The following is a 23952-nucleotide window of genomic DNA, read 5'->3' on the forward strand; positions in this document are numbered from 1 at the left end:
GAGAGCCACTGGCTCAATTGGGTCAATCCGCCGAGCGGAGCATCGCCCGGATGCCGACGGTCAGCCCCAGTACGGCGGTCACCACCGCGGCGATTCCGCCCCACAGCACCGGGCTCGAGAACACGTCACCGGAGAACAGCGTCCGTTCCGCGTCGACGACGTACGAGAGCGGATTGAACTTGGCCGCGACCTTCATCCAGCCCGGCCCGCTCTCCAGCGGCAGCAGCATCCCGGACAGGATCATCAGCGGGAACAGGAACGTCTGCTGCACCATCCAGAACATCCAGTCCTGCTTGCGTACGGCGATCGCCAGCGCGTAGCTGAACGAACCCAGCCCGACCCCGAATACCGCCAGCAACGCCAGCCCGACCAGCGCGCCACCGACATGCAGGTCGAAGGCGAACGGCGTCATCACCGCGATCACGATGATCGCCTGCCCGAACAGCGGCACCATCTCCTTCAGCGCCCGGCCGATCAGCAGCGACGACCGCGACAGCGGCGTCACCAGCATTCGCTCGTGCGCGCCGGTTTGGAACTCGAACAGCAGGTTGGCTCCCGTGGTCGACGTACCGAACAGCGTCGTCATCACCAGGATCGCCGGCACGAACCACTGCCAGACATTGCCGCCGAGTGAGCCGCCCATCGATCCGGACAGCAGCGGCCCGAACAGTCCGAGGAACACCAGCGGCTGGATCATCCCGAACAGCAGCGAGAACGGATCCCGCAGCACCGGCTTGAGTTCCCGCGCCATCACGATCCGGACGTCGCGCGCGAAATTCCGTCGCGGCTGCTGGTCCACAGCGAGGTCAACCGTGGGAACAGTGAGGATGGTCATGCTGCTGCCTTTCCGTTCGAGTTGTCCTCACGCAAGCTGCGGCCGGTGAGGTTGAGGAACACGTCGTCGAGCGTCGGTCGATGCACCTGCGCCGCCGCAACCGGTACGCCGTTCTGCTGAGCCGCCGTGATCAGTTCGGGCAAGGCGGCCGGGCCGTCTGCCACCCGAACACTGACCTCGTCGCCAACGGCAACCACTTCCTTCGCCCCCGGCAACTTCCCGGCCAGCTCGGCAAGTCGAGACAGGTTGCTGGGAGCAACGGTCAGAGCAAGCCGATCCCCGGCCAGCTTGGTCTTCAGCGCCTCGGCCGTGTCGTCCGCGATCACCTGACCGTTGTCGACGACAACCACCCGCTCGGCCATCGAGTCGGCCTCGTCCAGGTAGTGCGTGGTCAGCACGATGGTCATCGCGTACTGCTCGCGCATCCGCAGGATGTGGTCCCACAGGTTCGCCCGGTTCTGCGGGTCGAGCCCGGTCGACGGCTCGTCCAGGAACAGCAGCGACGGCGCGTGCACGAGCCCCATCGCGACGTCCAGCCGGCGCCGCTGGCCACCGGACAACTCCGACACCTTGCGTCGGGCCAGCTCGGTCAACTCGAGTGCGTCGAGCAATTCCGCCGTACGACGCCTGGCCGCGCGCCGGTCGAGTCCGTAGATGACACCCTGGCCGATCAGTTCGTCACCGGCTCGCTGGTTATGGCCCGCGCCGTTGCCCTGGCCGACGTACCCGATCCGGCGCCGTACCTGGCTGGGGTGTTCGGTCACGTCGTACCCGGCGACGGTCGCCGTCCCCGCCGTCGGGGTGATCAGGGTGGTGAGCATCCGCAGCGTGGTGGTCTTGCCGGCGCCGTTCGGGCCGAGCACGGCGACCAGTTCGCCGGGTTCGACGTCCAGGCTGATGCCGCGGACCGCGTGCACAGTCTCGGTGCGGCTCACCACGAAGTCCTTGGTGAGCTCTCGGGTGCTGATCACGATGTCTCCTTCGCTGAGGTTTGGTACTGATCACATTTCCAGCAGTAGAGGACAGGTTCTGGCCGTTACTCGTGGCAATCTGAACTCATGTCCGAAACCTCGGCTCGACTTCTCTCGCTGCTCTCCCTGCTGCAGGCCCGCCGCGACTGGCCGGGCGCGCTGCTGGCCGAACGTCTCGAGGTCAGCCCGCGCACGGTCCGCCGCGACGTCGACCGGCTGCGCGATCTCGGCTACCCGGTGCGCGCGACCAAGGGCCCGGACGGCGGCTACCGCCTCGACGCGGGGGCGGACCTGCCCCCGCTGCTGTTCGACGACGACCAGGCGATCGCGGTGGCGGTCGCTCTGCAGACCGCAACCCAAACGGTCGCCGGGATCGAGGAGGGTGCGTTGCGTGCGCTCGCCACGGTTCGGCAGGTGATGCCCGCGCGGCTGCGTCAGCGGGTGGACGCGTTGCAGGTGACGACAGTCGACAAGTACGCCGACAGACGCCGTACGCCGGTCGACTCGGAACACCTGATCGCGATCGGAAGCGCGGTCAGGGCACGAGAGGTACTGCGATTCGACTACGCGTCACCAGGAGCCAAGGACGAGGATTGGCTGCCGCCGCGGAACGTGGAGCCCCATCACCTGGTGACATGGGGCGGCCGGTGGTACCTGGTCGGCTGGGACCTGGACCGGAAGGACTGGCGGACGTTCCGGGTGGACCGGATGACGCCGAAGACGCCGACCGGTCCACGCTTCACCCCGCGTGAGCTGCCGGCGCCGGATGTGGCGTCGTACATCTCCGGCAAATTCAGTGGGCAGGACAACCGGAACTGCCGGGGCGAGGCGATCCTGCAGGCAAAGGCGTCCGACATCGCGCAGTGGGCCGGCCGCGATGCGATCGTCGAGGAGATCACGCCGACCAGTTGCCGCCTCATCCTGAGCGCCTGGTCGTGGACCGGCCTGGCCGCCACCTACGGCATGTTCGAATGCGACCTCCAGTTCGTCGGCCCCGCCGAACTGAAGACCGCCGCCGCCAAGCTCGCCGCCCGCTACCACATCGCCGCGTCGTGACCAGCGAACTCGTCGTGCCCGACGCGAGCGCCTGGCACACCTGGCTGACCGAGCATCACCAAGACAGCGACGGCGTCTGGCTGGTCCTCGCGAAGAAGGACGTGACCACGCCGACGAGCCTCACCTACGACCAGGCACTGGAGGAAGCGCTGTGCCACGGATGGATCGATGGCCAGCGGAACGGTCGCGACGAGAAGACTTTCCTGCAGCGCTTCACCCCGCGGCGGGCCCGCAGCATGTGGTCGAAACGGAACGTGGGGATCATCGCGCGGCTCGAACGGGAGGGCCGGATGGTCTCCGCCGGACGCGAGGAGGTCGAGCGAGCCAAAGCCGACGGACGCTGGGACAGGGCGTACGGCGGCGCCAGCGAGCTCGAGATCCCGGCGGACCTGGCCGAGGCGCTGGCCGCCGCACCGCGGGCGAAGGCGATGTTCGACATCCTGACCAGCGCCAACCGGTTCGCGGTCGTCTACCGGGTGACCTCGCCGAAGCGGGCGGAAACCCGGGCGAAGAGGATCGGCCAGATCGTCGAGCAGCTCGCTCGCGGCGAGACGATCTATCCGCAGAAGCGGACGCTCTGATCAGTACAGGACCGGATTGAGTGGGGAGGAGACTGTCTCGCCGGGTTGGTTGCCGGGCATCCAGTTGGCGAGGTCGCTTTCCTGGTATTTGTTCGCCGGTGGAGCGATCTCCATTGCGGCGTCGACGTAGATGATCGTCATCACCCGGCGCGGTACGTCGCTCTGGTTCGCCGGCGCGTGATGGAAGGTCCAGCCGAGGTGGTAGCTGACCTCGCCCAGCTCGTACGGCTCGGAGACCTCGGGGAACTCCTGCTCGGACAGCGCCTCTTGCAGCACGCGCTCGGACTCGTCGCTGATCGGCAGGTCCCGGCCGTGCTCGAAGGCGTGACTACCGGCGGCGAACGAGAGCGGACCCATCTCCATCGGCGTTTCCTGCAAGGGAATCCACACAGTCACACACCGATCCGTTGCGAACGGCCAGTAATACTGGTCCGCGTGCCACGGCGTCATGCCACCGCCGGACTCCTTGTAGAGCGCCTGATCGTGGTACAGCCGCACCGACTGGACGCCGAGCAGCTGCGTCGCGATCCGCGCCAGCCGCGGTGACGAGACGAACTCCAGCACCTGCTCGCTGTCCTGCCACAGGTTCGTCACCTGCAGGAACGCCTTCCCGTACGTGTCCCGCTCCTCGAGCGGCAGGTGCTGGGTGTTCAGCTCGATCACCTTGCCGGTGATCTCCGGCTCGTACGCCGCGATCGTCTCGGCGCTGAGCACGTTCTTCAGCTTCACGAATCCGTGCTCGGCGAAGTGGGCGAGGGCGGACCGGCTGAGGGTGTAGCCGGTCTCCAGCTCGGGGCGGGTCAACGTCATCCCCATAGGTTTCCGGGGCTGAACAACGATGTAAAGATCAGTGATCAAATCTTTGCGGTTCGCGCGAAGCGGTCGAGTGCGGCCAGGATCAGCTCCTGGGTCTCACCTCCACCGGCGCCATGGCCCTCCTGTTCGACCAGGTGCAGCTCGGCATCCGGCCACGCCTGAGCCATCCGCCAGGCGATGTCCGCCGGACTGCTGATGTCCAGCCGGCCATGAATGAGCACGCCGGGGATGCTCGATCTCGGGATACATGGTCAGATCACAGCACGCCGGTGTAGGTCAGCGCGAAGGTGCCGCAGGGAAACAGGAACAGCGAGGCCAGCACGATCACGCCGCGGAACCTCTGCCCCGGCCCGATCAGCTTCCGGTACGCCGCGATCAGCACCGGCACCATCACCACCTCGAGCACGAGCATGCTGCGCGGGATGATCGTGCCGGTCGCGGCCAGGATCACCGACAACGCCGCCGCCGCGATCCAGGCGCCGTACCCGATCCGGTACGTCGTACGGGCGCCGAACCGGACCGCGATGGTGTGATACCCGGCGGCCCGATCCGCCTCGAGATCAGCCAGCGTCGTCGGCAAGTACAGACCGATCGCGGCCAGCGTCCCTTGGAGACCCATCAGCCACGGGAAGTCGCTGAGATCCGGATTGACCGCTGCCCATCCGGCGAGCGGCCCGAACGCGCCGAGCGCCAGCGCGTTGACCGCGACGTCGAAGCCGGCCCGCGTCTTCAGCCGTACGGGCGGAACGCTGTAGGCATAGCCGAGCAGGACGGCCAGCAGGACGCCAAGGGCGAACACGATCCCGACGTGCAGGCTGATCCCGACCGCAGCAACCGCGGCAGCAAAGGCGATCCGCTTCACCGCGCGAAGGGTGATGCGGCCGTCGAGCAACGGGGACTGCGACTTCCGCGGATTCAGCCGGTCGCTCGGGAGGTCGTACGCGTCATTGATCCCTAGCACCGCGAGCCACACCAGCGGACCCATGACGACAGCGCCGACGATCAGCCGCGGCCAGTCGGCGAGCGGCGGTACGAGCCGATGCGTGGCGAGCAGGATGCCCACGTAGTACGGCACGATCGACACCACCCAGAAGGCCGGCCGCCCGACCGCCAGCACATCACGAACCCTCGGCGCAGCTGTCACCGTCGTGGTCACGAGACCACTCTGCGCCCGACAGGCTGTGCACGACCTCCTCCCGGGGAGTGAACCGTCTCACTCCCCGGGGGGAATGTGATCAGAGTCCCAGGGCGAGGCGGTGGTAGGCCGCGTTCCAGCGGAGCTCCTTGCGGAACTGCCTGGTGGTCGTGTTCGCGTCGATGATCAGCAGCTCCGTGCGGAGCATCTCGGCCAGATCCTCGAGCTCCTCCGCGCCGATGGCGGAGGAGAGGACCGTGTGGTGCGGACCACCGGCCGTCAGCCAGCTCTCGGCCGACGTCCGCAGGTCGGGCCGCGGCTTCCAGACTGCCCGGGCGACCGGGAGCTTCGGCAGCGGCTGGTCCGGCGGAACCACGTCGATCTCGTTCGCGACCAGCCGGAACCGGTCACCCATGTCGGCCAGCCCCACCACGACGGCCGGGCCGGGCGTCGCGTCGAAGACAAGGCGGACCGGATCCTCGCGGCCGCCGATCCCGAGCGGGTGGATCTCGCAGCTCGGGGTGTCGGCCGCGATCGACGGGCAGACCTCGAGCATGTGCGCCCCGAGGATCCGCTCCTCACCCGGCGTCAGGTTGTAGGTGTAGTCCTCCATGAACGAGGTCCCGCCCGGGCTGTTGCCAGCAGCAACCTTCAGCCCGCGGAGCAGCAGCGAGGTCTTCCAGTCGCCCTCGCCGCCGAAGCCGTAGCCGTCGGCCATCAGCCGCTGCACCGCGAGTCCGGGCAGCTGCCGCAGTCCGCCGAGGTCCTCGAAGTTCGTGGTGAACGCGGTGAACCCGCCGTCCTCCAGGAACGCCCGCATGCCGAGCTCGATCCGGGCCGCGTAGCGCAGCGAGTCGTGCCGGTCGCCGCCGGCGGCCAGCTCGGGCGCCAGCCGGTAGGTGTCGGCGTACTCCTTCACCAGGCCGTCGATGCTGGCGTCCTCGATCGCGTCGACGACCGCGACCAGGTCGTTCACGCCGTACGTGTTCACCGAGACGCCGAAGCGCAACTGCGCCTCGACCTTGTCTCCTTCGGTGACGGCGACATCGCGCATGTTGTCGCCGAACCGCGCCAGCTTGGTCGTCCGCAGCGCGTTGAAGCCGGCGGCCGCCCGTGCCCAGACACCGATCCGCTGCCGTACGGCGGGATCGGACGCGTGACCGGCGACGGTCGTCCGCGCGACGCCGAGCCGCGACTGCACGTAGCCGAACTCGCGGTCGCCGTGCGCGGCCTGGTTGAGGTTCATGAAGTCCATGTCGATGTCTGCCCAGGGCAGCTCGACGTTCGCCTGGGTGTGCAGGTGCAGCAGCGGGGTGCGTAGCGCGTCCAGGCCGGCGATCCACATCTTCGCGGGGGAGAAGGTGTGCATCCAGGCGATCACGCCGACGCACTCGTCGGACGCGTTCGCCTCCAGGCAGATCCGGCGGATCGCCTCGGCATCCTTCAGCACGGGCTTCCAGACCACCCGGGCACCGATCTCGTCGGCGGCGTCCAGTGCGTCGGCGACCTGCCGGGACTGGTCCGCGACCTGCTGCAGCGTCTCCTCGCCGTACAGGCCCTGGCTTCCGGTCAGGAACCAGATCTCGGTCGTTGCGGAACTCATTGGTCGACTCCTTCAGCGTTGGCCGTAGACGTTCTGGTAGCGGTCGTACAGGGCGTCGATGTCGCCGGGCGCGATCGGCACCAGCGGTCCACCGGCCCGGGCGATGTGCACGGTCCGGGCGACGTCCTCGCACATGACCGCGGCCTTGACCGCGGCGCGGGCGTCCTTGCCGATGCTGAACACGCCGTGATTGCGCATCAGTACGGCGGGCGAGCGGTGGCCGGACAGTGTCGCGACGATGCCCTTGCCGATGTCGTCGTTGCCGATCAGCGCGAACGGCCCGACTGGAATCTCCCCGCCGAACTCGTCGGCCATCGCGGTGAGTACGCACGGGATCGGCTCGTCCCGGGCCGCCCAGGCCGTCGCGTACGTCGAGTGGGTGTGGACAACTCCGCCGACCTCGGGCATCGCCCGGTACACGTAGGCATGGGCCGCGGTGTCGCTCGACGGCGAGAGCTCACCCTCGACCAGCTTGCCGTCCAGGTCGCACAACACCATCGACTCGGCCGAGAGGTCGTCGTACGAGACGCCGCTCGGCTTGATCAGGAAGAGGTCCTCACCGGGGATGCGTGCCGAGACGTTGCCGGCCGTCCAGGCGACCAGGTTGTAGCGGACCAGCTCCGCGTGCAACGCGACCAGTTCTTGTCTGAGCTTGTTCATCGGACCGCCTCGTTTCGGATCGCCCGCAGCCGGTGCAGTACGCCGGATCCGCCGTGTGCGACGCCGGCGAAATGGTCGTGCAGTTCGCGGTACTCGGCGTACAACCGGTCGTAACCGTCAGCGCGGGCGTCGTCGGGAACGTAGACAGCCTCGGTCCGCCGGCCCATCACAGCCGCTGCCGCCGGTACGTCGGCGTACGCGCCGGCTGCGACCGCCGCGTGGATGGCCGAGCCGAGCGCGGGTCCCTGCTCCGAGCCGATGACCGACAGCGGCCGGCGCAGCACATCGGCGTAGACCTGCATCAGGAAGCGGTTCTTCAGCAGGCCGCCCGCGGCGATGAACTCCTCGACGGCGACCCCGGACGTTTCGAACGCCTCGACGATCCGGCGGGTGCCGAAGGCGGTCGCCTCGATCAGGGCGCGATAGGTGTCTTCAGGACGGGTCGCCAGGGTCTGGCCGACGACGACGGCGGACAGGTCGTGGTCGACCAGGACCGAGCGGTTGCCGTTGTGCCAGTCCAGCGCGACCAGGCCGTGCTGTCCGACCTGCTGCTTCTCCGCGAGCTCCACCAGGTAGTCGTGAACGCTGATGCCACGTCGGTCGGCCTCAGCTTCGTATGCCGCCGGGACCGAGGTGTCGACGAACCAGCCGAAGATGTCGCCGACGCCGGACTGGCCGGCCTCGTAGCCCCACAGGCCGTCGACGATCCCGTCCCGTACGACGCCACACATGCCCGGCACCTCGGCGAGCTGGTCGGCCGGCATGATGTGGCAGGTCGACGTGCCCATGATCGCAACCATCTGACCGGTGTGTACGGCGTTCGCCGCAGCCGCCGTGACATGCGCGTCAACGTTGCCCACGGCAACTGCGATGCCTTCCGGCAGCCCGGTCCAGGCCGCAGCCTCGGCCGTCAACTGTCCGGCCAGACCACCCAGCGGCGACAGCGGGTGCTCGAGCTTGGCTAGGAAGTCCGCGAAACCCGGATCCAGCGCGGTCAGGTACTCGCGGGACGGATAGCCGGCCTCGGTGTGGATGCCTTTGTAGCCGGCCGTACAGAGGTTGCGGGACTCGGAGCCGGTGAGCTGCCAGATGATCCAGTCTGCTGCTTCGATCCAGCGATCCGCCCGGGCGTACATGTCCGGGTCCTCCTGCAGGACCTGCAGCGCCTTGGCAAACTCCCACTCGGACGAGATCTTCCCGCCGTACAGGGGGAGCCAGGCCTCGCCGAGCTCCTCCGCCACCGCGTTGACCCGGTCGGCCTGCGGCTGCGCGGCGTGGTGCTTCCACAGCTTCGGCCACGCATGCGGCCGGTCGGCGTGTCCGTCGACCTCGCACAGCGGCGTCCCGTCGGCCAGAGCGGGGAGCACGGTGCACGCGGTGAAGTCGGTCCCGATGCCGATCACCTCAGCCGCCGGGACGCCCGCAGCAGCAACAGCCTTCGGTACGGCGTTGCGGAGTACGGCGCGCCAGTCCTCAGGCGACTGCAAGGCCCAGCTCGGCCCGAGCTTCACCCCGGAACCCGGCAGCCGGTCCTCGATCACGCCATGCTCGTACTCGTGTACGGCGGTGCCCAGCTCAGCGCCGTCGGCGACCCTGACCACAACGGCCCGGCCGGACAGGGTGCCGAAGTCGACCCCTATGACGTATCCGCTGTGAGCGTTCACATCATCGCTCATTGTCAGCCTTTCCTCGGTTGCGGTTGATCAGGCGGTTTTCGTGCGGGCAGAGCTTTCCCGGACCACCAACCGGGCCGGGACCACGGAATGCTCGTAGCCCAAGTCTTCGCCGGACTCGACTCGGCGGAGCAAGATCTCGATGCTGCGCCGGCCGACCTCGCCGAAGTCCTGCCGGACGGTCGTCAGCGGTGGGCTGAAGAACTCCGCCTCCGGAATGTCGTCGAAGCCGGCCACACTGATTTGGCTGGGCACCCGGATCCGGAGCTCGGCGAAGGCGCGCAGCAGGCCGAGTGCCATCTGGTCGTTGGCGACGAACACCGCGGTGAGACCGGGCACCTCGGCCAGTCGGCGGCCGGCGTCGTACCCGGATCGTGGACTCCAGTCACCGATGAGCGGGTCCGGGATCGGGTGGCCGGCCGCGGTCAGCGCCTTGCGCCAGCCTTCGGCGCGGCCTTCGGCTTCGAGCCAATCGTTCGGCCCCGCGACATGCCAGACGGTTTCGTGCCCGAGGCTGAGCAGATGCTCGACCACCTGACGGGCGCCGTCCGCCTGATCCACGCTGACAGCAGGTTTGCCGCCGGCTCGCCCACCCTCGACAGCGACGACCGGCACTTGCGTGCTGAGACCCGCCAGGGCGCGAGCAGCGGTTCGCTGCGGTGCGACCACGACGATGCCGTCGACGCCTTGGTCGGACAGGAACTCGACCGCTTCGACCACGTGTTCCGCGGTCAGCGTCTTTAGGCTGACGATGCTGACGAAGTACCCGGCGGCCCGGGCGGCCTGCTCGATGCCGTAGAGCGTGCTGGCCGGGCCGTAGAGCGTGGTGTCGAAGCTGACTACGCCCAGTGTCCGGCTGTGCCGGGTGACGAGCGCCCGGGCAGCGAGATTACGCCGGTAGCCGAGGTCGTCGATCGCCGCGAGTACTCGGTCGCGAGTCTCGCTGCGGACGTTCGGGTGGTCGTTGAGGACCCTGGACACAGTCTGGTGCGACACCCCGGCGAGCTGCGCGACGTCGGCCATCACCGGCGCGCGCCGGATCTCGCTCGAACTCATCGCAACTCCAGTGGGCAGTGCTCCGCGCGCCGTCGGCAGGGGCGGTCGCGTGGCAATTGTGAGCGCTAACAACCCTTGTGGTCAAGGCTCGGCGGACGACTACCGAGGGTTGTAGGCGCACTCGTCGGTGAGGTTGGCGGTCGCGGGTTTGCGGGTCGGGGTGGTGCTCGGTCGCCGGGTGGGTTTGGCGGTGGGTTGCGGGGTGAGGGCGCGGGCGACGATCTCGCGCATGGCGGCGTAGTTCGGGTTGCGGCCGTTGGGGTAGTTCTTCTTCTTGTCGAGGTCGATGTTGGTGATCTTGGCCGTCTTGACCCGGGCACCGAGAGTGACGAAGTCAGCCAGCAGGTCCTGCGGGACGTCGGTGCGGATCAGCTTTTCGCCGGCCTTGGCGATGGACTGGTAGTTGGCGAGCACGTTCTGCGGGGTGGCACGTTCGACGATCGCCTTCACCGTGCAGCGCTGGCGCGCCTGCCGGGCCAAGTCCGCGCCCTGCACCTTGTAGCGGCCGCGGGCGAACCAGAGCGCGTCGAAGCCGTTCAGCTTCCGGTCCTTGCCGGGCTCGAGGTACCGGCTCGGCGGGATCTTCTTGTCGTCGTTCCCACCGACCGGGACCGGGTAGTTGATGTTCACCGTGATCCCGCCCAGCGCCTGCACCAGCTGCTCGAACCCGGCCAGGTTGATCTGCACGTAGTAATGCAGCTTCAGCCCGAGCGCCTCACCCACCGACAGCTTGAGGACGTCGGCGCCCTCGTTGTCCGACGGCCCGAGGATGTCGTGATGCAGCTTCGGGACGTTCCGGTACATCGCGTCCAGGTAGAACTCCGACTGCTCCTTGTCCCCGTCCGGATCCCAGAACCCGGTCGGATAGAGCTTGTACAGCGGCGAGTCCTTCGGGAACGGCATCCGCATCCAGTTCCGGGTCAGCGAGATCAATGCGGTGTCGCCGGTCTTGGTGTCGATGCTCGCGACCATTACCGTGTCGGTCCGCGTCCCGTCGCGCCCCTCGCCGTCGTCCGCGCCGAGGAGCAGCAGGTTCAGCCGCGGCAGCTGGGCCCACGGGTCCTTGCTGTTCGTGATCGTCGGCCGCGTCTGGCTCTTCGAGTCCCCACCCGCGAACACCTTCTGCACCAGGCTGCGCTGCGCCATCAGGTTCTGCGTCCCGACCGCCGTACTGGACACCATCGCGAAGCACACCAGCCCGACGACCGCCGACCCGAACAGCCGCGTGCCCGGGCCTGCGGTCAGCGGCCGCAACATCTTGTACGACGTGACGAGTACGACGACCCAGCCGAGCCCGGCCGCGACCAGACCGGCGATCATCCACAGCAGCAACCCCGGATCCAGCGCCCACCGGATCACGTCGTCGCGTCGGACCAGACCGGCGTACGACGCTCCGCCGTACAGCGCGAGGCTGATCGTCGTCACTACTGCGCCCAGCCGGAACCGCCGCGCGGCCAGGTACGCCGTACCGGGCACGACGGCACCGAGGACCGCAATCACCAGCGCGGCGAGCGCAGCCCCTTGCCGAAGTTTGGCTCTCCGGGCACGGCCAGGGGCACGCCTCGTGGCGCGACGCGCTTGGGACATGGGCTCCAACTCAGGGCCGGCGACAGGGCGGATGGACGCGTCCCCGGTGCGCGTCCTGTCACTGAGATTCCATCAGTGGACAAAAAGTTCGGCTGAGATCATGGTCCGGTGAGCGATTTTCAGGTACGGCGGGCGAAGCCGGACGACGCCGAGGCACTCGTCCGGCTCAGAGGATTGATGCTGGCGGCAATGGGTGTGGACGTCAGCGGACCTTGGCGGGACGTCGCCCTCAGGTGGTTCACCGAGCAGTTGGCGTCGCCGGACACCTTCGCGGCGTACGTCGTCGACGACCCGGCCGTCGGCGTGGTCGCGGGCGCGGCGGGCAACGTCTATGCGCACGCGCCGGGCCCGAAGGACCTCAGCACCCTCCGCGGTCACCTCTACAACGTCAGCACCGAGCCCGCCTTCCGCCGCCGCGGTCTGGCCCGGGCATGCGTGGCCGCGCTGCTCGACTGGTTCCGCGACGAGACCGCCGTCGGTCAGGTCGAGCTGCACGCGACGAACGACGGCATCGACCTGTACCGTGCGTTCGGCTTCGTGGACAGCCACTACCCGAGCTTGCGCCTGCGGGTGACCCGCGTAGGTTGAGAAGGGTTTTTGGGCACACAGGCAAGAACGAAGTGAGAACGCCCGCCTGGGTGCTGTGAGGAGCTCAGCTAGATGCGCCGTAGGAGTGTTGCCCGGATGACCGGGTTGGCGGTCGCGGTGGTCGTCGCGATCTGCGCGCTGTACCAACTGCCGGCCAGCCCGTTGGCCCGCCGCGGCTACGCCGAACGCCCGGCCGTACAGGCCACGACATCCGGACCGGCCGTCGTACCTTCAGAGCGCCCAGTTCCGCCTCCGAAACGTGCGCCGGTGCGCATCACCTACCCCGCCCAAGGCACGGTCTCGTACGGCGTTCTGCCCGGTGACCCGAGGATCATCGGCAAGGGTGGACGGCTGATGACGTTCCAGATCGCGATCGAGGGTGGGATCAACGGAGTCGACCGGAACGCGCTGGTGCAGTTCGTGCGGGCGACGTACGGCGCACCGCAGGGCTGGGCCTCTCATGGGCTCTGGCGGTTCCGGCAGGTCGGCCCGGGCCAGGCCGCTGACTTCACGCTGATGCTGGTGACTCCGGCGACGCGCGACATCCTGTGCGGTGGCGGCTACGACCGCTACACCAGCTGCCGGATCGGCGATCGCGTCGTCCTCAATGTCGCCCGCTGGGTGCACGGTGTGCCGAACTACGGCGCTCCGCTGACCGCGTATCGGCAGTACATGATCAACCACGAGACCGGCCACCGGCTTGGCCGCGGCCACGAGCTGTGCCCGGGACCCGGCCGGCCGGCGCCGGTCATGCAGCAGCAGACCCTCGGCTTACACGGCTGCACGCCGTACTCATGGCCGTACTTCAACGGCATCCGCTACCAGGGCCGCTTGGGTCAATACAACGACGCCGTACCTAAAGGTCGTGGCTGGTGATCCCCCGCCTACTGCGCGGCACTCGGCACGGCACCTCGCCGCACTGGCGCACAGGCCACGATGCTCCGCATCGAGACCTGCGCTCCAGCACGCCGATGCACCGCACCGAGCACCTGCTCGCTACGGCGCTGGATCACCAGCCACGAGCTACTCCTGAATGATCGCCAAGGTGTTTCCCGCCGGGTCCTTGAACCAGGCGATCGCGGGGCCCTCGCTTTCGCGGAGGATCCCGAGATCGTCGTGCTTGTCGCCGTACCGCTCGAAGGTGATGCCGCGCTCGGTCAGCTCCGTGACGGTCTTGTCGATGTCGTCGACCTGGAAGTTCAGCACGGTGTGCTCGGCCGGGACGTGGTTGTCCTTCGGGTAGACCATGACTTCGCTGCCGCCGGTGTGCAGCCCGAGCATCCCGTTCCGCTCCGTCACCTCGAGCCCGAGCTTGCCGGCGTAGAACTCCTTCGCCGCCCCGATGTCATTCGCCGAGAAACTGCTGAATGCCTTCGCGTCCTGCAACATCACGCACCTCTCCTCCCAGCGCCCCTGGACAGGCGCCTTTCTTGGTACGTCGAGGCCACAGGTGCCTCTCTCGACATGCTGCACCCGCGCGGCGGCTCGGTCTATCAGTTGTGCAGGGCTGCTTGCGGGACGACCTGGGCGACCGAGGCGGAGACGGCCGCGGACTCCAGGCCGTCGGCGACGGTGTGAAGAAGGCGGACGAGGTGCGCGGCGTCGGCTGGGCCGAGGATGCCGGTGACGACGTCGAGGACGCGGACCGTCAGGCCGTCGAGCTGGGAGAGCCGGGCGTGGCCGAGCGAGCTGACGACGAGCCGCGGGTCGGTCCGGACCATGCCGAGCGCCTCGAGTTCGGCGATGGCGAGCTCGGCTTCGCCGGACGTCGTACCGACCTGTTCGGCAACGGCGTCGATGGTGTTGCATCCGTTCGCGATCGCGCTCAGCACCAGCGCGGCCGGCATCTTCATCCCGACCGCGTCCTGCAGGCCGAGGATCAACGGGTGAGCGTGGCCGCGGACTCGCTCGACCGCATCGAGCAGGCGGAGGGCGTCACCGACATCGCTGATCAGCTGCTCGGTCTGAACTGCTGCGAGACCAGTGGGTTGCGGTTGCACGACCCCGTCAGCCACCCGTTCGGGCACCGCCAGGGCCTTCGTTCCAGCGTCTTCGATGGTCACGCGATCCAGCGTACGGAGTCCCGCCGACAGCCCGGCGTGTCTTTCCTGAGAGAACGCTATGAATCGGTATTCGAACAAGGCTTCGGTCGCCGCTGATACGCTCGCGCTCATGCGGCTGAGCGGGAAACGTGCGCTGGTGATCGGTGGAGGTGGCGCCGGGATCGGGCGGGCTGTCACCAACGCGTTCGGAGCTGAAGGTGCTGCGGTGGTGGTGGCGGACATCGACGCCGACCGTGCCTCGGAGGCGGCCGATGCGCTGCGGGAGCAGGGTTTCACGGCGTACGGCGTGGCCGGCGACGTCCGGTCTCTCACCGACATCGAGGCGATGGTCGCCGGGGCGGTGGAGAAGCTCGGCGGTCTCGACGTCCTTGTCACCGTGGTCGGCGGGCAGGTCGCGTTCGTGCCCGCGGTCAAGCTCCACGAGATGGCCGACAGGGACTGGGACACCATCTACGAGGTCAACCTTCGGTACGTCGCTCGCGCCGTACGAGCGGCCTTGCGGGTCTTCCTGGAGCAGGGCAGTGGCGGCACGATCGTCAGCGTCGGCTCGGTCACCGGCTTCATGGCCGCGCCCCAGCAGGCGGCGTACGGGGTGATGAAGGCAGGCCTGCTCAGCCTGGCCCGGACGGTGTCGGCCGAGTATGCGGCTGACGGGATCCGGATGAACGTCGCGGCGGCCGGTGCGGTCGCGACGGCGGTGGCGAATGCGGCCGGCGACGGCTCCTGGGTCGACGAGGTGCCGGTCGGCCGGCTCGGCAGATCCGAGGAGGTGGCGGCCGCGGTCGTCTATCTCGCCTCGGACGAGTCCGCCTACATGACCGGCCAGCAGCTGGTCCTGGACGGCGGCGTTTCGGTGCGCGGTCCATTCAGCTGAACCCCGGCCGGATTGGTAATCGAACAAAGGCTCGAAGAATTCGAGCCTGGTTGTTCTCGAGAAAGTTTCCCGCGACCCGGACAAATCGGAATCGGGGCGTGACCTAGGGTCTCCGTCCTCCGTTGGATCTGACGTGACGGTGAACACACGGCGCACCGGCACCGCGCTCGCTCCGCGTTTCCAGGCCGGCCACCTCTCGAAAGAACAGCCAGGAGGAACAGTGACAACCGCCACCGCCACCCAGACGTCTGAGCGCCGGCGCGTCCGAGTCTGGTTCGGTGAGCACGTGATCGCCGACTACAACGCCGAGCCGGCGTTGGCCGAGCGGTACGCACACGCCATGAGCCGCCGGTTCGCCGGTCTGCGGGTCACCAACGACCCGATGCCGGCCGTCGATCGGCTCCCCGACCCCCTGCCCGGCGAGCGCATGTGGGACGTAGCACCCCGCTGAGAAGACACCCGGTACCTTTTCGCGTTCCGTATCTCACCAGACAACCCACCCGGAACGCGGCAGGTCGAGAACCTCACCTCGATCACCAAAGGTACCGGCCAATCGGCGGCAGGCGAGCGCGGGCGCTCTGCCCCTCGCCTGCCGCCCATTTCTCCCCTGAATGCGCCTGACAACAGAAAAGACCCCGTCCGCACCGGCGATTCCCCAAGGTCCCGGTGCGGGCGTTTTTCTTTGTACGGCGATGTCGAGCGGCGCCGGCGAGTTCCGACGTACCAGGCGTTAGGTCCCCGAGACGTTGGAGAAGCTCGTGATTCTGAACAGCATGTTGCTCGGCAGCACCGACCCCGACCGCTTGAAGGCCTGGTACCGCGAAGGCTTCCACGCCAAAGTCGACGGCTACGGCAACCTCGACCTCGGCGGCTTCGGCCTGGTCATCGAACACCGCGACGACGTAGCCACCAAAACCGTCGAACCCGGACGCTTCATCATCAACTTCGCCGTCGACGACATCGAGACAGCCGCCGCCCACCTCCGCACCCTCGACGTCACCTGGCTGGTCCACCCCGAAGACCGCGGCATCGGCCACTTCGCCACCCTGATCGACCCAGACGGCAACTACGTCCAGCTCATCCAGATGAAGCCGGAGTACTACGCCAACCTCTGATGGACCCTCGGCGGGCTACGGTCCGAGACATCGTGCAGCGCAGTCGCGCGGAGGGGAGTGTGTGATGAGGTTCAACGCCGAACTCGAGTCCACCGGCAAGACGACAGCCGGCTTCGAGGTACCCGAAGAGGTCGTCGAAGGCCTCGGCGGCGGTGCGCACCCGAAGGTCAGCGTGACCGTCAACGGCTTCACCTTCCGCACTTCGATCGCCCGGATGGGCGGTCGCTACCTGCTCGGCGTCAGCGCGGAACGCCGTACCGCCGCGGGTATCTCAGCCGGCGACGTCCTCGACGTCGACGTGGACCTCGACACCGCACCCCGCGAGGTCGAGGTCCCCGACGACTTCGCCGCCGCCCTGGCCGCCAACCCGAAGGCCAAGGCTTTCTGGGACACCCTCAGCTACAGCAACCAGCAATGGCACGTAACCCAAGCCACCTCCGCCAAAACCCCCGAAACCCGCACCCGCCGCCTCGAAAAGTCCATCACCCTGCTCGCAGAAGGCCGAGCCCGCTGAGCCATCCAACGCCATGCTCGAGGATGTCCAAGCGCTCAGGCGATCACGACTAAAGTGATGATTCTGATACTATAGTGCTGATATAGAGACTATAGTAAGGATTGCGGCGTGGACTTGTCTCACCCGATCAGCACGGTGGTTCCGTCGCTCGACGGCCCCGTGCTGACCGTGCTCGCCCGGACCACGGAGCCACTGACGGGCCGCAGGATTCAGCAGCTGGCAGGTGCCGGCAGTGAATCCGGCGTGCGAAAGGTCCTTCTGCGGCTGACGGAGACCGGCCTGGTCGGAGCCTCCCAGGCAGGTGCGAGCACCCTTTATCTCCTCAACAGGCAGCACATCGCGGCCGCCACGATCGAGCAGTTGATCAACCTGCGGCAACGTCTGATCGACAGAATCCACGACGCCATCGCAGACTGGCCGACCCCGCCAGTGCACGCGAGCCTGTTCGGCTCGGCGGCTCGCGGCGAGGGTGGTCTGGATAGCGACATTGACATCTTGCTGATCCACGAGAACTACCCGGATTTACCACCAGCGGAGTGGGCCGACCAGGTGGACGACCTCGCCCAGCAGGTGTACCGCTGGACCGGGAATCGCGCTCAGATGTACGAGCTCAGCCTCTCGCAACTCGATGAGCATCTCGCCGCCGACGAGCCGATCGTCGCAGAATGGCACCGCGACGCGATCACCGTTGCCGGGGTCGACTTTCGTCACATCCGTACGTCGCAACGGGACGGGCGATGACTCCGAAAGCATCCGGCCGAACCCAGCAGTGCGGTCGCGAGCAGGCGCGCGTTCGCCTGACCCAGGCCAGGGCCTTTCTCGAGGTGGCTGAGCTCATCGACAGCGAGGAGGACGACCTCGCACATCCCGGCGTGGCCGCTTCGCTTGCAGGAATTGCCGCAGCCGACGCCGGGTGCTGTATCGCGCTGGGAGAGCGGCCCCGTGGCAAGGACCACCGCCAGGCAGTCGATCTCGTCCGAACGATCGCGGGTCATGGCGGCGCGATGGCTCGGGCGCTGGACCGGCTGCTCGACATCAAGGACGGCGCACACTACGGCATGGTGTTCGTCGGTTCGCAGAAGGCCAAAGCGGCGGTCAAGCAAGCACAACTGCTGGTGGACGGTGCCGAAGCCGTCTTCAGGAGTTGAGCGCCACTTGGCTAGCAGTAGGAGCGGCAGGTGGTGTCGGGGCCGTAGGTGCGTTTGGTTTTGAGGACTGTGGGGGCGGGGGAGAGTTGGCGGCCGTTGCGCCAGGCGGTGAGGAAGGGTTGGGGTGGGACGGTGCCGCGGCGGATCCACCAGTGGTTGGCGGGGGTGGGCCAGCTGATGCCGAAGTGCAGGTGGGGTGGAGTGACGCGGGCGCTACCGGTGTTGCCGGTCAAGCCGAGGCGCTGACCGGCACGGACCTGTAGGCCGGGCTTGATGCCGGTGGTGATCGCGGAGAGGTGTGAGCCGTAGTACCGGACGCCGTCGACGCCGACCACCGAGACGGCCAGACCGCCGCGATCCCGCCCGATGTTGGTCTTCGGGTTCCAACGATCCACCGTCGTCACCTCGTCGACCCGACCGTCCACCGGTGAAACGAACTCACACCCGACTGGGGCAAAAATGTCCGAGGCTGGATAGTCATGATGACTCTGCGACGCAGACGCCTTGCAGCCCGCGATCGGAAACACATAGACAGTCTTTGCCGACGGCAACGAAGCCGACGGCAACGATGGCGACGGCTGCGGGCGGGATCTAGTGGCGGTGCTCGTCACCGGGGGTGTGGTCGTGGCGCTGGTTGTCGGCGTACGAGCGACATCCCCAGCCGGTGGGTTCGACGTGCAGGCTGTGGACAGCGCGAGCAGACCGATCCCAGTCACCACCGCCGCGGCCGACACGAGATTGCCCACGTGGCATTGAAGCTTCGTCGCTCTGTGATGTCTAGTGGCGGGATGGAGATCCGCCCGGAGGACGTCGAGGTACTGATTCGGCATCCGTTCGGGGATTTGTGGCCGACGTTGGCGGAGTGGATGGAGCGGGGGCCTGGTCCGCGTACGGCGCTTCGGCCGGTGGCGGCGCGGTCACGGCTGACCGGTGAGGCGTTGCCGTTGTCGGTGATTCCGTTGCGCTACCGGAACGACGGGGCGTCGCTGGCGGCGATCGCTCGTGGGGAGTTCACCGATCCCTGGGCGGGCTGAGCGTTCACCGGGGGAACACCTTCCGGTCATGGGAAAAGGTGATGATCTCGCCGGATTCCGCCATCCGAGAGGACACCCCGATGGGTCACACGCACGACCACCCGCACAGCCACGGGCATGGACACGGGCACGGGCACGGTCACACCCACGAGCACGGTCACGACCACCACCACCCGAATACCGAGCTCGACGCGGCGACGCTGGCCGCGCTCGACGAGTCGGTGCCGGACAGCGACCTCTCGCCGACCGAGGTCTCCCGCCGCGCTCTCCTCCGCTCAGCCGGCATCCTCGGCGGTACGGCGGCCCTCGGCATCACCGGAGCCCAGGTCGCCGCGGCCAACGACTACGGCTGGGTTTTCCAGCCAGGCAACCGCCCGAACGTCTGGCTGGCCGGCGACCACCACATCCACACCCAGCTGAGCTCCGACGGTCTGTACCGGGTGATCGATCAGGCCCGGCACGCGGCGGCGTACGGGCTCGACTGGCTCGTCATCACCGACCACGGCGGCGCGACGCACGCCCGGATCGGCGTCGACCTGGTCAACCCGCAGATCAAGGCGGCCCGCTCCGAGCTCAAGAACACGCTGATCTTCCAGGGCCTGGAGTGGAACATTCCGGCCGCCGAACACGGCACGATCTTCGTCGCGCCCGGCAGCCGCGAGGTCGACGTACTCAAGCAGTTCGAGAACGAGTACGACGGCAGCGTGAAGGGCGCCGGGGCGAACACCCCCACCAACGAAGCGCTCGCGGTGTCCGGCATCCAGTGGCTCGGTCAACAGGTGGACCAGCGCCGGGTCGCGGACGCCCTTTTCCTCGCCAACCACCCGGCTCGCAACGGCATCGACAGCCCGCACGAGATCCGCAACTGGCGCGACGCCGACCCGCGGATCGCCGTCGGCTTCGAGGGTGCGCCCGGTCACCAGGCCGCGGGTCTGCCGTACGGGGCGGCGAGCGCCCGCGGTCTCTACGGCAACTCGCCGAACGCGAACTCCTTCCCCGGCTACCCGGCCGAGAGCTACCGCACCTGGGGTGGCTTCGACTGGATGACCGCGACCGTCGGCGGTTTGTGGGGCAGCCTGCTCGCCGAAGGCAAGCCGTGGTGGATCAGCGCCAACTCCGACTCACACCAGAACTGGAACGAGACCGCCCGTCGCCCCGACGGTTCGAGCCAGGCGCAGTTCGACCGCGACGGCCGCTACATGGACCCGGTGTACAGCAACGCGGTCAACTCCACCGCGAGCGACTTCTGGCCCGGCTTCTACAGCCGCACCCACGTCGGCGCCGATCGCCGCGACTACCTCGCGGTGATGGAGGGTCTGCGCAACGGCCGTGTCTGGGTCGACCACGGCGCGCTGGTCAAGGGCGTCGACGTCGAGGTCCGCGAAGTCGGCAAACGGTACGGCGAACCGCTCGGCGGCGCGCTGGTCACGCGCAAGGGCCGCCCGGTGGAGCTCGTCGTACGGATCACCGCGCAAACACTGCCGAACTGGGCGAACTTCGTCCCGAGTCTCAACCGCGTCGACGTGATCCAGGGCTCGGTCAACGGCCTGGTCACCGACCGCGACACCTTCACCACGCCGAACACCAAGGTCGTCCGGCAGTGGGACACGTCCGGCCGGCGCGGCACGTTCGAGCTGGTCTACCCGCTGGGCAACGCGGAGGAGCCGTTCTACGTGCGCGTTCGCGGCACCGACGGGAACCGCAGCCAGCCCGGCTACCTCGGCGCGGCGGTCGATCCGGCCGGCCCGAAGCTCGACGTGGTCGGCGACGCGGACCCGTGGGTCGACCTGTGGTTCTACACCAACCCGATCTGGGTGCTGCCCAAGTGATCGTCGCCATCGACGCGGACAGCCGGGACACGGCCGAGGCCGACCACCTGCTGTACGAGCTGCTGGACGCTATGGACCAGCCTGTCGTCGCCTGCACCCACATGGTGTCAGGCGGCGACCTCCCGCACGTCGCCGTCTCGATCATGAGCGCCGCGGACCTGGCTGACGACATTCGCCACCGCTTCAACCAGCACCACGTCGGCCTGGCGATCACCCGCCCTCAAGCGTCCGAGCCGGAGCTCGCCGGCCCCAGTCACCTCGTCCGTGGTGCGTACGTCGCCGCCGTCGAAGCAGCCCTGGGTACGGCGGGACGCGTCGTCCGCTGGCCTGGACACGAACAAGCCCGCGGCATCCTCCTCGCCAAAGAGCTCCGGATCCGCTGCGGCATCGACCACCTCGAAGCCGTCGGCGGCGTGCCCATCACCGACGACACCCTGGTCGACACCCGCGACTTCCTCCGCCCGATCCGCCGTGACAGCCGCCTGGTCCTCCAACTCCAGCCGGCCGCCGGCAACCTCCTCATCCCCTTCGAACTCCAACACCAGCAAAAGTGCTGCGCGGATCATTGACTCCAGGCGGTTGAGGAGCGCAGTACGTCGGGGAGAGTGCCGATGACGCCGAGTCGCTGAGTGCATCGGGTCAGGGCGACGTACAGATCGCGGAGGCCGCGCGGGGACTCGATCATGATGCCGTCGGCATCGACGACGAGGACCGAGTCGAACTCGAGCCCTTTTGCGTTGCGTGCGGTGAGCACGGTGACGTCGGCGAGATCCGCGACCGCCTCTTGGACCAGCTCGAGTCGGCGCCGCGATGTGATGACCCCGACCTGACCATGCTGGGTCTCGTCCCCGGCAATCTTGTGGACGTACAAGGCCTGCTCGGGGGCCGGTACATCGGCGTACCAAGGCTTTATGCCGGTCGACCGGACCGAACGTGGCGCGGGGATCGAGGGGTCGACCTCACGGAGGACGTCGCCGGCGAGTTCCATCACCTCGGCGGGGGTGCGGTAGTTCAACGTCAGCTCGGCCAGTCGCCAGCGGTCCCCGAACGTCTCGCCCAGCGCGGCCGACCAGCTGGTGCCGCCGCCGATCGCACCGGTCTGGGCGACATCGCCGACGACGGTCATCGAGCGCAAGGGGCACCGCCGCGCGATCGCACGCCACGCCATCGGGGTCAGCTCCTGCGCCTCGTCCACGATCACGTGCCCGTAGGTCCAGCGCCGATCCGCCGCAGCGCGATCGGCGAGCGTACGGTCGTCCTCAGCCTCGTACCGTTCGGCCAGTGCCTCGGCGTCGAGAATGTCCTTGGCAGTAAGGACTTCCGACTCGTCGTCCTCGTCGAAGTCGGTCGATCCCGAGCCGGACAGCACATCCAAAGAGCCTTGTGCATAAGCGATTGCGCGCGCTCGCGCCGCCTTCTCCCGGGCCGCCTCGCGTCCGTCATCGCCGAGCAACTCAGCCGCCTCATCGAGCAGCGGTACGTCGGACGGGCTCCAATCGTCGCCGTATCGCAGCAGGTGTTCACGATCCAGCACGCTCAACTGCGGTGCGGCCAGAGCCAGCCGGTCCTCATCGCCGTACAAGTCCTCGAGCAGTCTCTGCGGGCTGAGCATCGGCCAGAGCTGGTCGAGCAATGCTTGGACCGCCGGCTCGGCGACGACCTCTTTGCGCAGTTCGGCAAGGTCGTACTCGTCGAGGATCATCTCGCCGTCGAGGGGGTCGGTGCCGATCAGCTCGGCGTACTGGTTCGTCAGGTGATCGATGATCTCGGTCAGGAAGAGCGGCCGGGCCTGGTTGTGGCTCAGGTTGCGGGCGCGCGCTCGCCGCCGTACCTCTTCGCACACTGACGGGTCGAGCCGGAGCTCGGTCCGGTCGACGGTCACCCGGATCGGCCGGCTCGGGACCCACTGCCGGTCGGCAACCGCCTTGGCGATCACGTCCGCCATCACCGCGCGGCCCTTGACCTCGGCGCTCTCGGCGTCCTCGGGCCGGGTCGCGGTCAGCCCTGGATACAGCTCGGCGACCGTGACCAGGCGTACGCCGTCCTCGCCGAGCGACGGCAACACCTGGCCGATGAACCGCAGGAACGCCGCATTCGGCCCGACCACGAGAATTCCGCGCTTTTCCAGTTGCTCACGGTGCGTATAAAGCAAATAGGCGGCGCGATGCAGGGCGATAGCGGTCTTGCCGGTCCCGGGACCGCCTTGGACGACGAGGATCCCGGGCAGCTCCGAGCGGATGATCCGGTCCTGGTCGGCCTGGATCGTCTGGACGATCGACTCCATCCGGCCGGTCCGGCGGGCCTCCAGTGCCTTCAGCAGCACCGCCTCGCCCATCACCCCGGTGCCGGGTTTGGACGCGTCGGCGGCGTCGTGCTCGAGGTCGAGCTGCTCGTCCTGGACGTCCACCACCTTCCGCAGCCGGGTCTGGATGTGCCGCCGTCGTACGACGCCCTCGTTCGCCACCGCGGTCGCGATGTAGAACGGGCGGGCCGCGGGTGCACGCCAGTCGACCAGCAGGGGTTCGTAGTCGTCGTCGTGCAGGCCGAGGCGGCCGATGTGCAGGACCTCGCCGTCGACGTCGTCCAGCCGGCCGAAGTACAGCCCTTCCTCCGCCGAGTTGAGCCGGGCCAGCCGCACGTTGAGGTCGCGGATCCGGCCGTCGCGCTGGTGCAGGGCCTGGGCGTTGCGGGTACCGACGAGCTGTTCGTCGCGCTTGCGGGCCTCGGTGCGCTCGCGCTCGGCGTCGAGCGCGGCGTAGAACGTCGTCAGGTGAACCTGTTCAGCCTGGACCGGATTCGGCAATTCCAACCCCT

Annotated in this window: 27 protein-coding genes; 13 read left to right on the top strand and 14 right to left on the bottom strand. The window is 68.0% G+C overall.

What is annotated here, in order from left to right:
• Positions 1-22: 22 nt before the first annotated feature.
• Both EV646_RS21810 and EV646_RS21815 read right to left on the bottom strand, forming a co-directional pair.
• The gene (locus EV646_RS21810; RefSeq protein WP_132151352.1) at positions 23-835 is read right to left on the bottom strand and encodes an ABC transporter permease; all 813 of its coding nucleotides are present in this window, start codon (positions 833-835) and stop codon (positions 23-25) included.
• Positions 832-1806, bottom strand: coding sequence for an ATP-binding cassette domain-containing protein (locus EV646_RS21815; protein WP_132151354.1), 975 nt, complete (start codon positions 1804-1806; stop codon positions 832-834). The genes EV646_RS21810 and EV646_RS21815 overlap by 4 nt, the downstream gene beginning before the upstream one ends.
• An 87-nt stretch (positions 1807-1893) precedes the next feature.
• On the opposite strand from EV646_RS21815, the gene EV646_RS21820 reads away from it, so the two are divergent.
• Both EV646_RS21820 and EV646_RS21825 read left to right on the top strand, forming a co-directional pair.
• On the top strand, positions 1894-2862 hold the full coding sequence (locus EV646_RS21820; protein WP_132151356.1) for a helix-turn-helix transcriptional regulator: 969 nt from the start codon (positions 1894-1896) through the stop codon (positions 2860-2862).
• Positions 2859-3443 (top strand): YdeI/OmpD-associated family protein, encoded by a 585-nt coding sequence (locus EV646_RS21825; RefSeq protein ID WP_241996232.1) that lies wholly within the window; start codon positions 2859-2861, stop codon positions 3441-3443. The genes EV646_RS21820 and EV646_RS21825 overlap by 4 nt, the downstream gene beginning before the upstream one ends.
• On the opposite strand, the gene EV646_RS21830 is transcribed toward EV646_RS21825, so the two are convergent.
• The 8 genes from EV646_RS21830 to EV646_RS21865 all read right to left on the bottom strand — a co-directional run bounded on the left by EV646_RS21830 (position 3444) and on the right by EV646_RS21865 (position 11886).
• Positions 3444-4253 carry a phytanoyl-CoA dioxygenase family protein gene (locus EV646_RS21830; RefSeq protein WP_132151360.1) on the bottom strand — a complete coding sequence of 270 codons (810 nt, stop codon included), beginning with the start codon at positions 4251-4253 and terminating at the stop codon, positions 3444-3446.
• A 44-nt stretch (positions 4254-4297) separates the two neighbouring features.
• The gene (locus tag EV646_RS21835) at positions 4298-4480 is read right to left on the bottom strand and encodes a hypothetical protein (RefSeq protein WP_132151362.1); all 183 of its coding nucleotides are present in this window, start codon (positions 4478-4480) and stop codon (positions 4298-4300) included.
• Between the two features lie 35 nt (positions 4481-4515).
• Positions 4516-5415, bottom strand: coding sequence for a UbiA prenyltransferase family protein (locus EV646_RS21840; RefSeq protein ID WP_132151364.1), 900 nt, complete (start codon positions 5413-5415; stop codon positions 4516-4518).
• Between the two features lie 79 nt (positions 5416-5494).
• Positions 5495-6997, bottom strand: coding sequence for an L-arabinose isomerase (gene araA / locus EV646_RS21845; protein WP_132151366.1), 1503 nt, complete (start codon positions 6995-6997; stop codon positions 5495-5497).
• Between the two features lie 12 nt (positions 6998-7009).
• Complete coding sequence (locus EV646_RS21850; protein WP_132151368.1) at positions 7010-7657, bottom strand: L-ribulose-5-phosphate 4-epimerase; 648 nt, start codon at positions 7655-7657, stop codon at positions 7010-7012.
• Positions 7654-9333 carry a ribulokinase gene (araB, locus tag EV646_RS21855; protein ID WP_132151370.1) on the bottom strand — a complete coding sequence of 560 codons (1680 nt, stop codon included), beginning with the start codon at positions 9331-9333 and terminating at the stop codon, positions 7654-7656. The genes EV646_RS21850 and araB overlap by 4 nt, the downstream gene beginning before the upstream one ends.
• Before the next feature lie 27 nt (positions 9334-9360).
• A complete protein-coding gene (locus EV646_RS21860) occupies positions 9361-10386 on the bottom strand; it encodes a LacI family DNA-binding transcriptional regulator (RefSeq protein WP_132151372.1) in 1026 nt (341 codons plus the stop codon).
• Between the two features lie 99 nt (positions 10387-10485).
• The gene (locus EV646_RS21865) at positions 10486-11886 is read right to left on the bottom strand and encodes an LCP family glycopolymer transferase (RefSeq protein ID WP_241996233.1); all 1401 of its coding nucleotides are present in this window, start codon (positions 11884-11886) and stop codon (positions 10486-10488) included.
• Positions 11887-12081: 195 nt separating this feature from the next.
• Here EV646_RS21865 and EV646_RS21870 point away from each other — a divergent pair, with 195 nt between their 5' ends.
• Positions 12082-12561 carry a GNAT family N-acetyltransferase gene (locus tag EV646_RS21870; protein WP_132151375.1) on the top strand — a complete coding sequence of 160 codons (480 nt, stop codon included), beginning with the start codon at positions 12082-12084 and terminating at the stop codon, positions 12559-12561.
• Positions 12562-12657: 96 nt separating this feature from the next.
• Positions 12658-13437: a DUF3152 domain-containing protein gene (locus EV646_RS21875; protein ID WP_241996234.1), complete on the top strand. Its 780-nt coding sequence runs from the start codon at positions 12658-12660 to the stop codon at positions 13435-13437.
• A gap of 147 nt (positions 13438-13584) precedes the next feature.
• Here the strand turns inward: EV646_RS21875 and EV646_RS21880 are convergent, their stop codons facing one another.
• Together EV646_RS21880 and EV646_RS21885 are read right to left on the bottom strand one after the other, a co-directional pair.
• Positions 13585-13950: a VOC family protein gene (locus tag EV646_RS21880; RefSeq protein WP_132151584.1), complete on the bottom strand. Its 366-nt coding sequence runs from the start codon at positions 13948-13950 to the stop codon at positions 13585-13587.
• Positions 13951-14054: 104 nt separating this feature from the next.
• Positions 14055-14624 carry a MarR family transcriptional regulator gene (locus EV646_RS21885; RefSeq protein ID WP_132151377.1) on the bottom strand — a complete coding sequence of 190 codons (570 nt, stop codon included), beginning with the start codon at positions 14622-14624 and terminating at the stop codon, positions 14055-14057.
• Positions 14625-14682: 58 nt separating this feature from the next.
• Between EV646_RS21885 and EV646_RS21890 the strand changes: the two genes are divergently transcribed.
• The 6 genes from EV646_RS21890 to EV646_RS21915 all read left to right on the top strand — a co-directional run bounded on the left by EV646_RS21890 (position 14683) and on the right by EV646_RS21915 (position 18275).
• The gene (locus EV646_RS21890) at positions 14683-15498 is read left to right on the top strand and encodes an SDR family NAD(P)-dependent oxidoreductase (protein WP_199237111.1); all 816 of its coding nucleotides are present in this window, start codon (positions 14683-14685) and stop codon (positions 15496-15498) included.
• A 220-nt stretch (positions 15499-15718) separates the two neighbouring features.
• Positions 15719-15949 carry a hypothetical protein gene (locus tag EV646_RS21895; RefSeq protein WP_012924486.1) on the top strand — a complete coding sequence of 77 codons (231 nt, stop codon included), beginning with the start codon at positions 15719-15721 and terminating at the stop codon, positions 15947-15949.
• 307 nt (positions 15950-16256) lie between these two features.
• Positions 16257-16613 (top strand): VOC family protein, encoded by a 357-nt coding sequence (locus EV646_RS21900; protein WP_241996235.1) that lies wholly within the window; start codon positions 16257-16259, stop codon positions 16611-16613.
• 64 nt (positions 16614-16677) lie between these two features.
• On the top strand, positions 16678-17127 hold the full coding sequence (locus tag EV646_RS21905; protein WP_132151379.1) for a YdeI/OmpD-associated family protein: 450 nt from the start codon (positions 16678-16680) through the stop codon (positions 17125-17127).
• 108 nt (positions 17128-17235) lie between these two features.
• Positions 17236-17868, top strand: a complete 633-nt coding sequence (locus EV646_RS21910; protein WP_132151381.1) for a nucleotidyltransferase domain-containing protein — start codon at positions 17236-17238, stop codon at positions 17866-17868.
• Entirely contained in the window at positions 17865-18275 is a 411-nt protein-coding gene (locus EV646_RS21915) for a hypothetical protein (RefSeq protein WP_132151383.1), read from the top strand. The genes EV646_RS21910 and EV646_RS21915 overlap by 4 nt, the downstream gene beginning before the upstream one ends.
• A gap of 11 nt (positions 18276-18286) precedes the next feature.
• Here EV646_RS21915 and EV646_RS21920 read toward each other — a convergent pair whose 3' ends face one another.
• Positions 18287-19105, bottom strand: coding sequence for a M23 family metallopeptidase (locus EV646_RS21920; RefSeq protein WP_132151385.1), 819 nt, complete (start codon positions 19103-19105; stop codon positions 18287-18289).
• Between EV646_RS21920 and EV646_RS21925 the strand changes: the two genes are divergently transcribed.
• From EV646_RS21925 to EV646_RS21935, 3 genes are all read left to right on the top strand, one after another.
• Positions 19064-19309, top strand: coding sequence for a hypothetical protein (locus EV646_RS21925; protein ID WP_132151387.1), 246 nt, complete (start codon positions 19064-19066; stop codon positions 19307-19309). The genes EV646_RS21920 and EV646_RS21925 overlap by 42 nt on opposite strands.
• A gap of 80 nt (positions 19310-19389) precedes the next feature.
• Positions 19390-21138: a histidinol-phosphatase gene (locus tag EV646_RS21930; RefSeq protein ID WP_132151389.1), complete on the top strand. Its 1749-nt coding sequence runs from the start codon at positions 19390-19392 to the stop codon at positions 21136-21138.
• Positions 21135-21707 (top strand): hypothetical protein, encoded by a 573-nt coding sequence (locus tag EV646_RS21935; protein WP_132151391.1) that lies wholly within the window; start codon positions 21135-21137, stop codon positions 21705-21707. The genes EV646_RS21930 and EV646_RS21935 overlap by 4 nt, the downstream gene beginning before the upstream one ends.
• Here EV646_RS21935 and EV646_RS21940 read toward each other — a convergent pair.
• Positions 21701-23941 (bottom strand): HelD family protein, encoded by a 2241-nt coding sequence (locus EV646_RS21940; RefSeq protein WP_132151393.1) that lies wholly within the window; start codon positions 23939-23941, stop codon positions 21701-21703. The genes EV646_RS21935 and EV646_RS21940 overlap by 7 nt on opposite strands.
• Between the last annotated feature and the right edge of the window lie 11 nt (positions 23942-23952).

Source organism: Kribbella antiqua, assembly GCF_004345665.1.
Lineage (GTDB): Bacteria > Actinomycetota > Actinomycetes > Propionibacteriales > Kribbellaceae > Kribbella > Kribbella antiqua.

What these genes read in the sequence shown, in the direction of transcription:
- EV646_RS21860 (WP_132151372.1), bottom strand. Translation starts at nt 10,386, where the DNA reads ATGAGTTCGAGCGAGATCCGGCGCGCGCCGGTGATGGCCGACGTCGCG.
- EV646_RS21920 (WP_132151385.1), bottom strand. Translation starts at nt 19,105, where the DNA reads ATGCCGAATCAGTACCTCGACGTCCTCCGGGCGGATCTCCATCCCGCC.
- EV646_RS21830 (WP_132151360.1), bottom strand. Translation starts at nt 4,253, where the DNA reads ATGACGTTGACCCGCCCCGAGCTGGAGACCGGCTACACCCTCAGCCGG.
- EV646_RS21915 (WP_132151383.1), top strand. Translation starts at nt 17,865, where the DNA reads ATGACTCCGAAAGCATCCGGCCGAACCCAGCAGTGCGGTCGCGAGCAG.
- EV646_RS21820 (WP_132151356.1), top strand. Translation starts at nt 1,894, where the DNA reads ATGTCCGAAACCTCGGCTCGACTTCTCTCGCTGCTCTCCCTGCTGCAG.
- EV646_RS21890 (WP_199237111.1), top strand. Translation starts at nt 14,683, where the DNA reads ATGAATCGGTATTCGAACAAGGCTTCGGTCGCCGCTGATACGCTCGCG.
- araB (WP_132151370.1), bottom strand. Translation starts at nt 9,333, where the DNA reads ATGAGCGATGATGTGAACGCTCACAGCGGATACGTCATAGGGGTCGAC.
- EV646_RS21875 (WP_241996234.1), top strand. Translation starts at nt 12,658, where the DNA reads ATGACCGGGTTGGCGGTCGCGGTGGTCGTCGCGATCTGCGCGCTGTAC.
- araA (WP_132151366.1), bottom strand. Translation starts at nt 6,997, where the DNA reads ATGAGTTCCGCAACGACCGAGATCTGGTTCCTGACCGGAAGCCAGGGC.
- EV646_RS21905 (WP_132151379.1), top strand. Translation starts at nt 16,678, where the DNA reads ATGAGGTTCAACGCCGAACTCGAGTCCACCGGCAAGACGACAGCCGGC.
- EV646_RS21925 (WP_132151387.1), top strand. Translation starts at nt 19,064, where the DNA reads ATGGAGATCCGCCCGGAGGACGTCGAGGTACTGATTCGGCATCCGTTC.
- EV646_RS21810 (WP_132151352.1), bottom strand. Translation starts at nt 835, where the DNA reads ATGACCATCCTCACTGTTCCCACGGTTGACCTCGCTGTGGACCAGCAG.
- EV646_RS21930 (WP_132151389.1), top strand. Translation starts at nt 19,390, where the DNA reads ATGGGTCACACGCACGACCACCCGCACAGCCACGGGCATGGACACGGG.
- EV646_RS21880 (WP_132151584.1), bottom strand. Translation starts at nt 13,950, where the DNA reads ATGTTGCAGGACGCGAAGGCATTCAGCAGTTTCTCGGCGAATGACATC.
- EV646_RS21850 (WP_132151368.1), bottom strand. Translation starts at nt 7,657, where the DNA reads ATGAACAAGCTCAGACAAGAACTGGTCGCGTTGCACGCGGAGCTGGTC.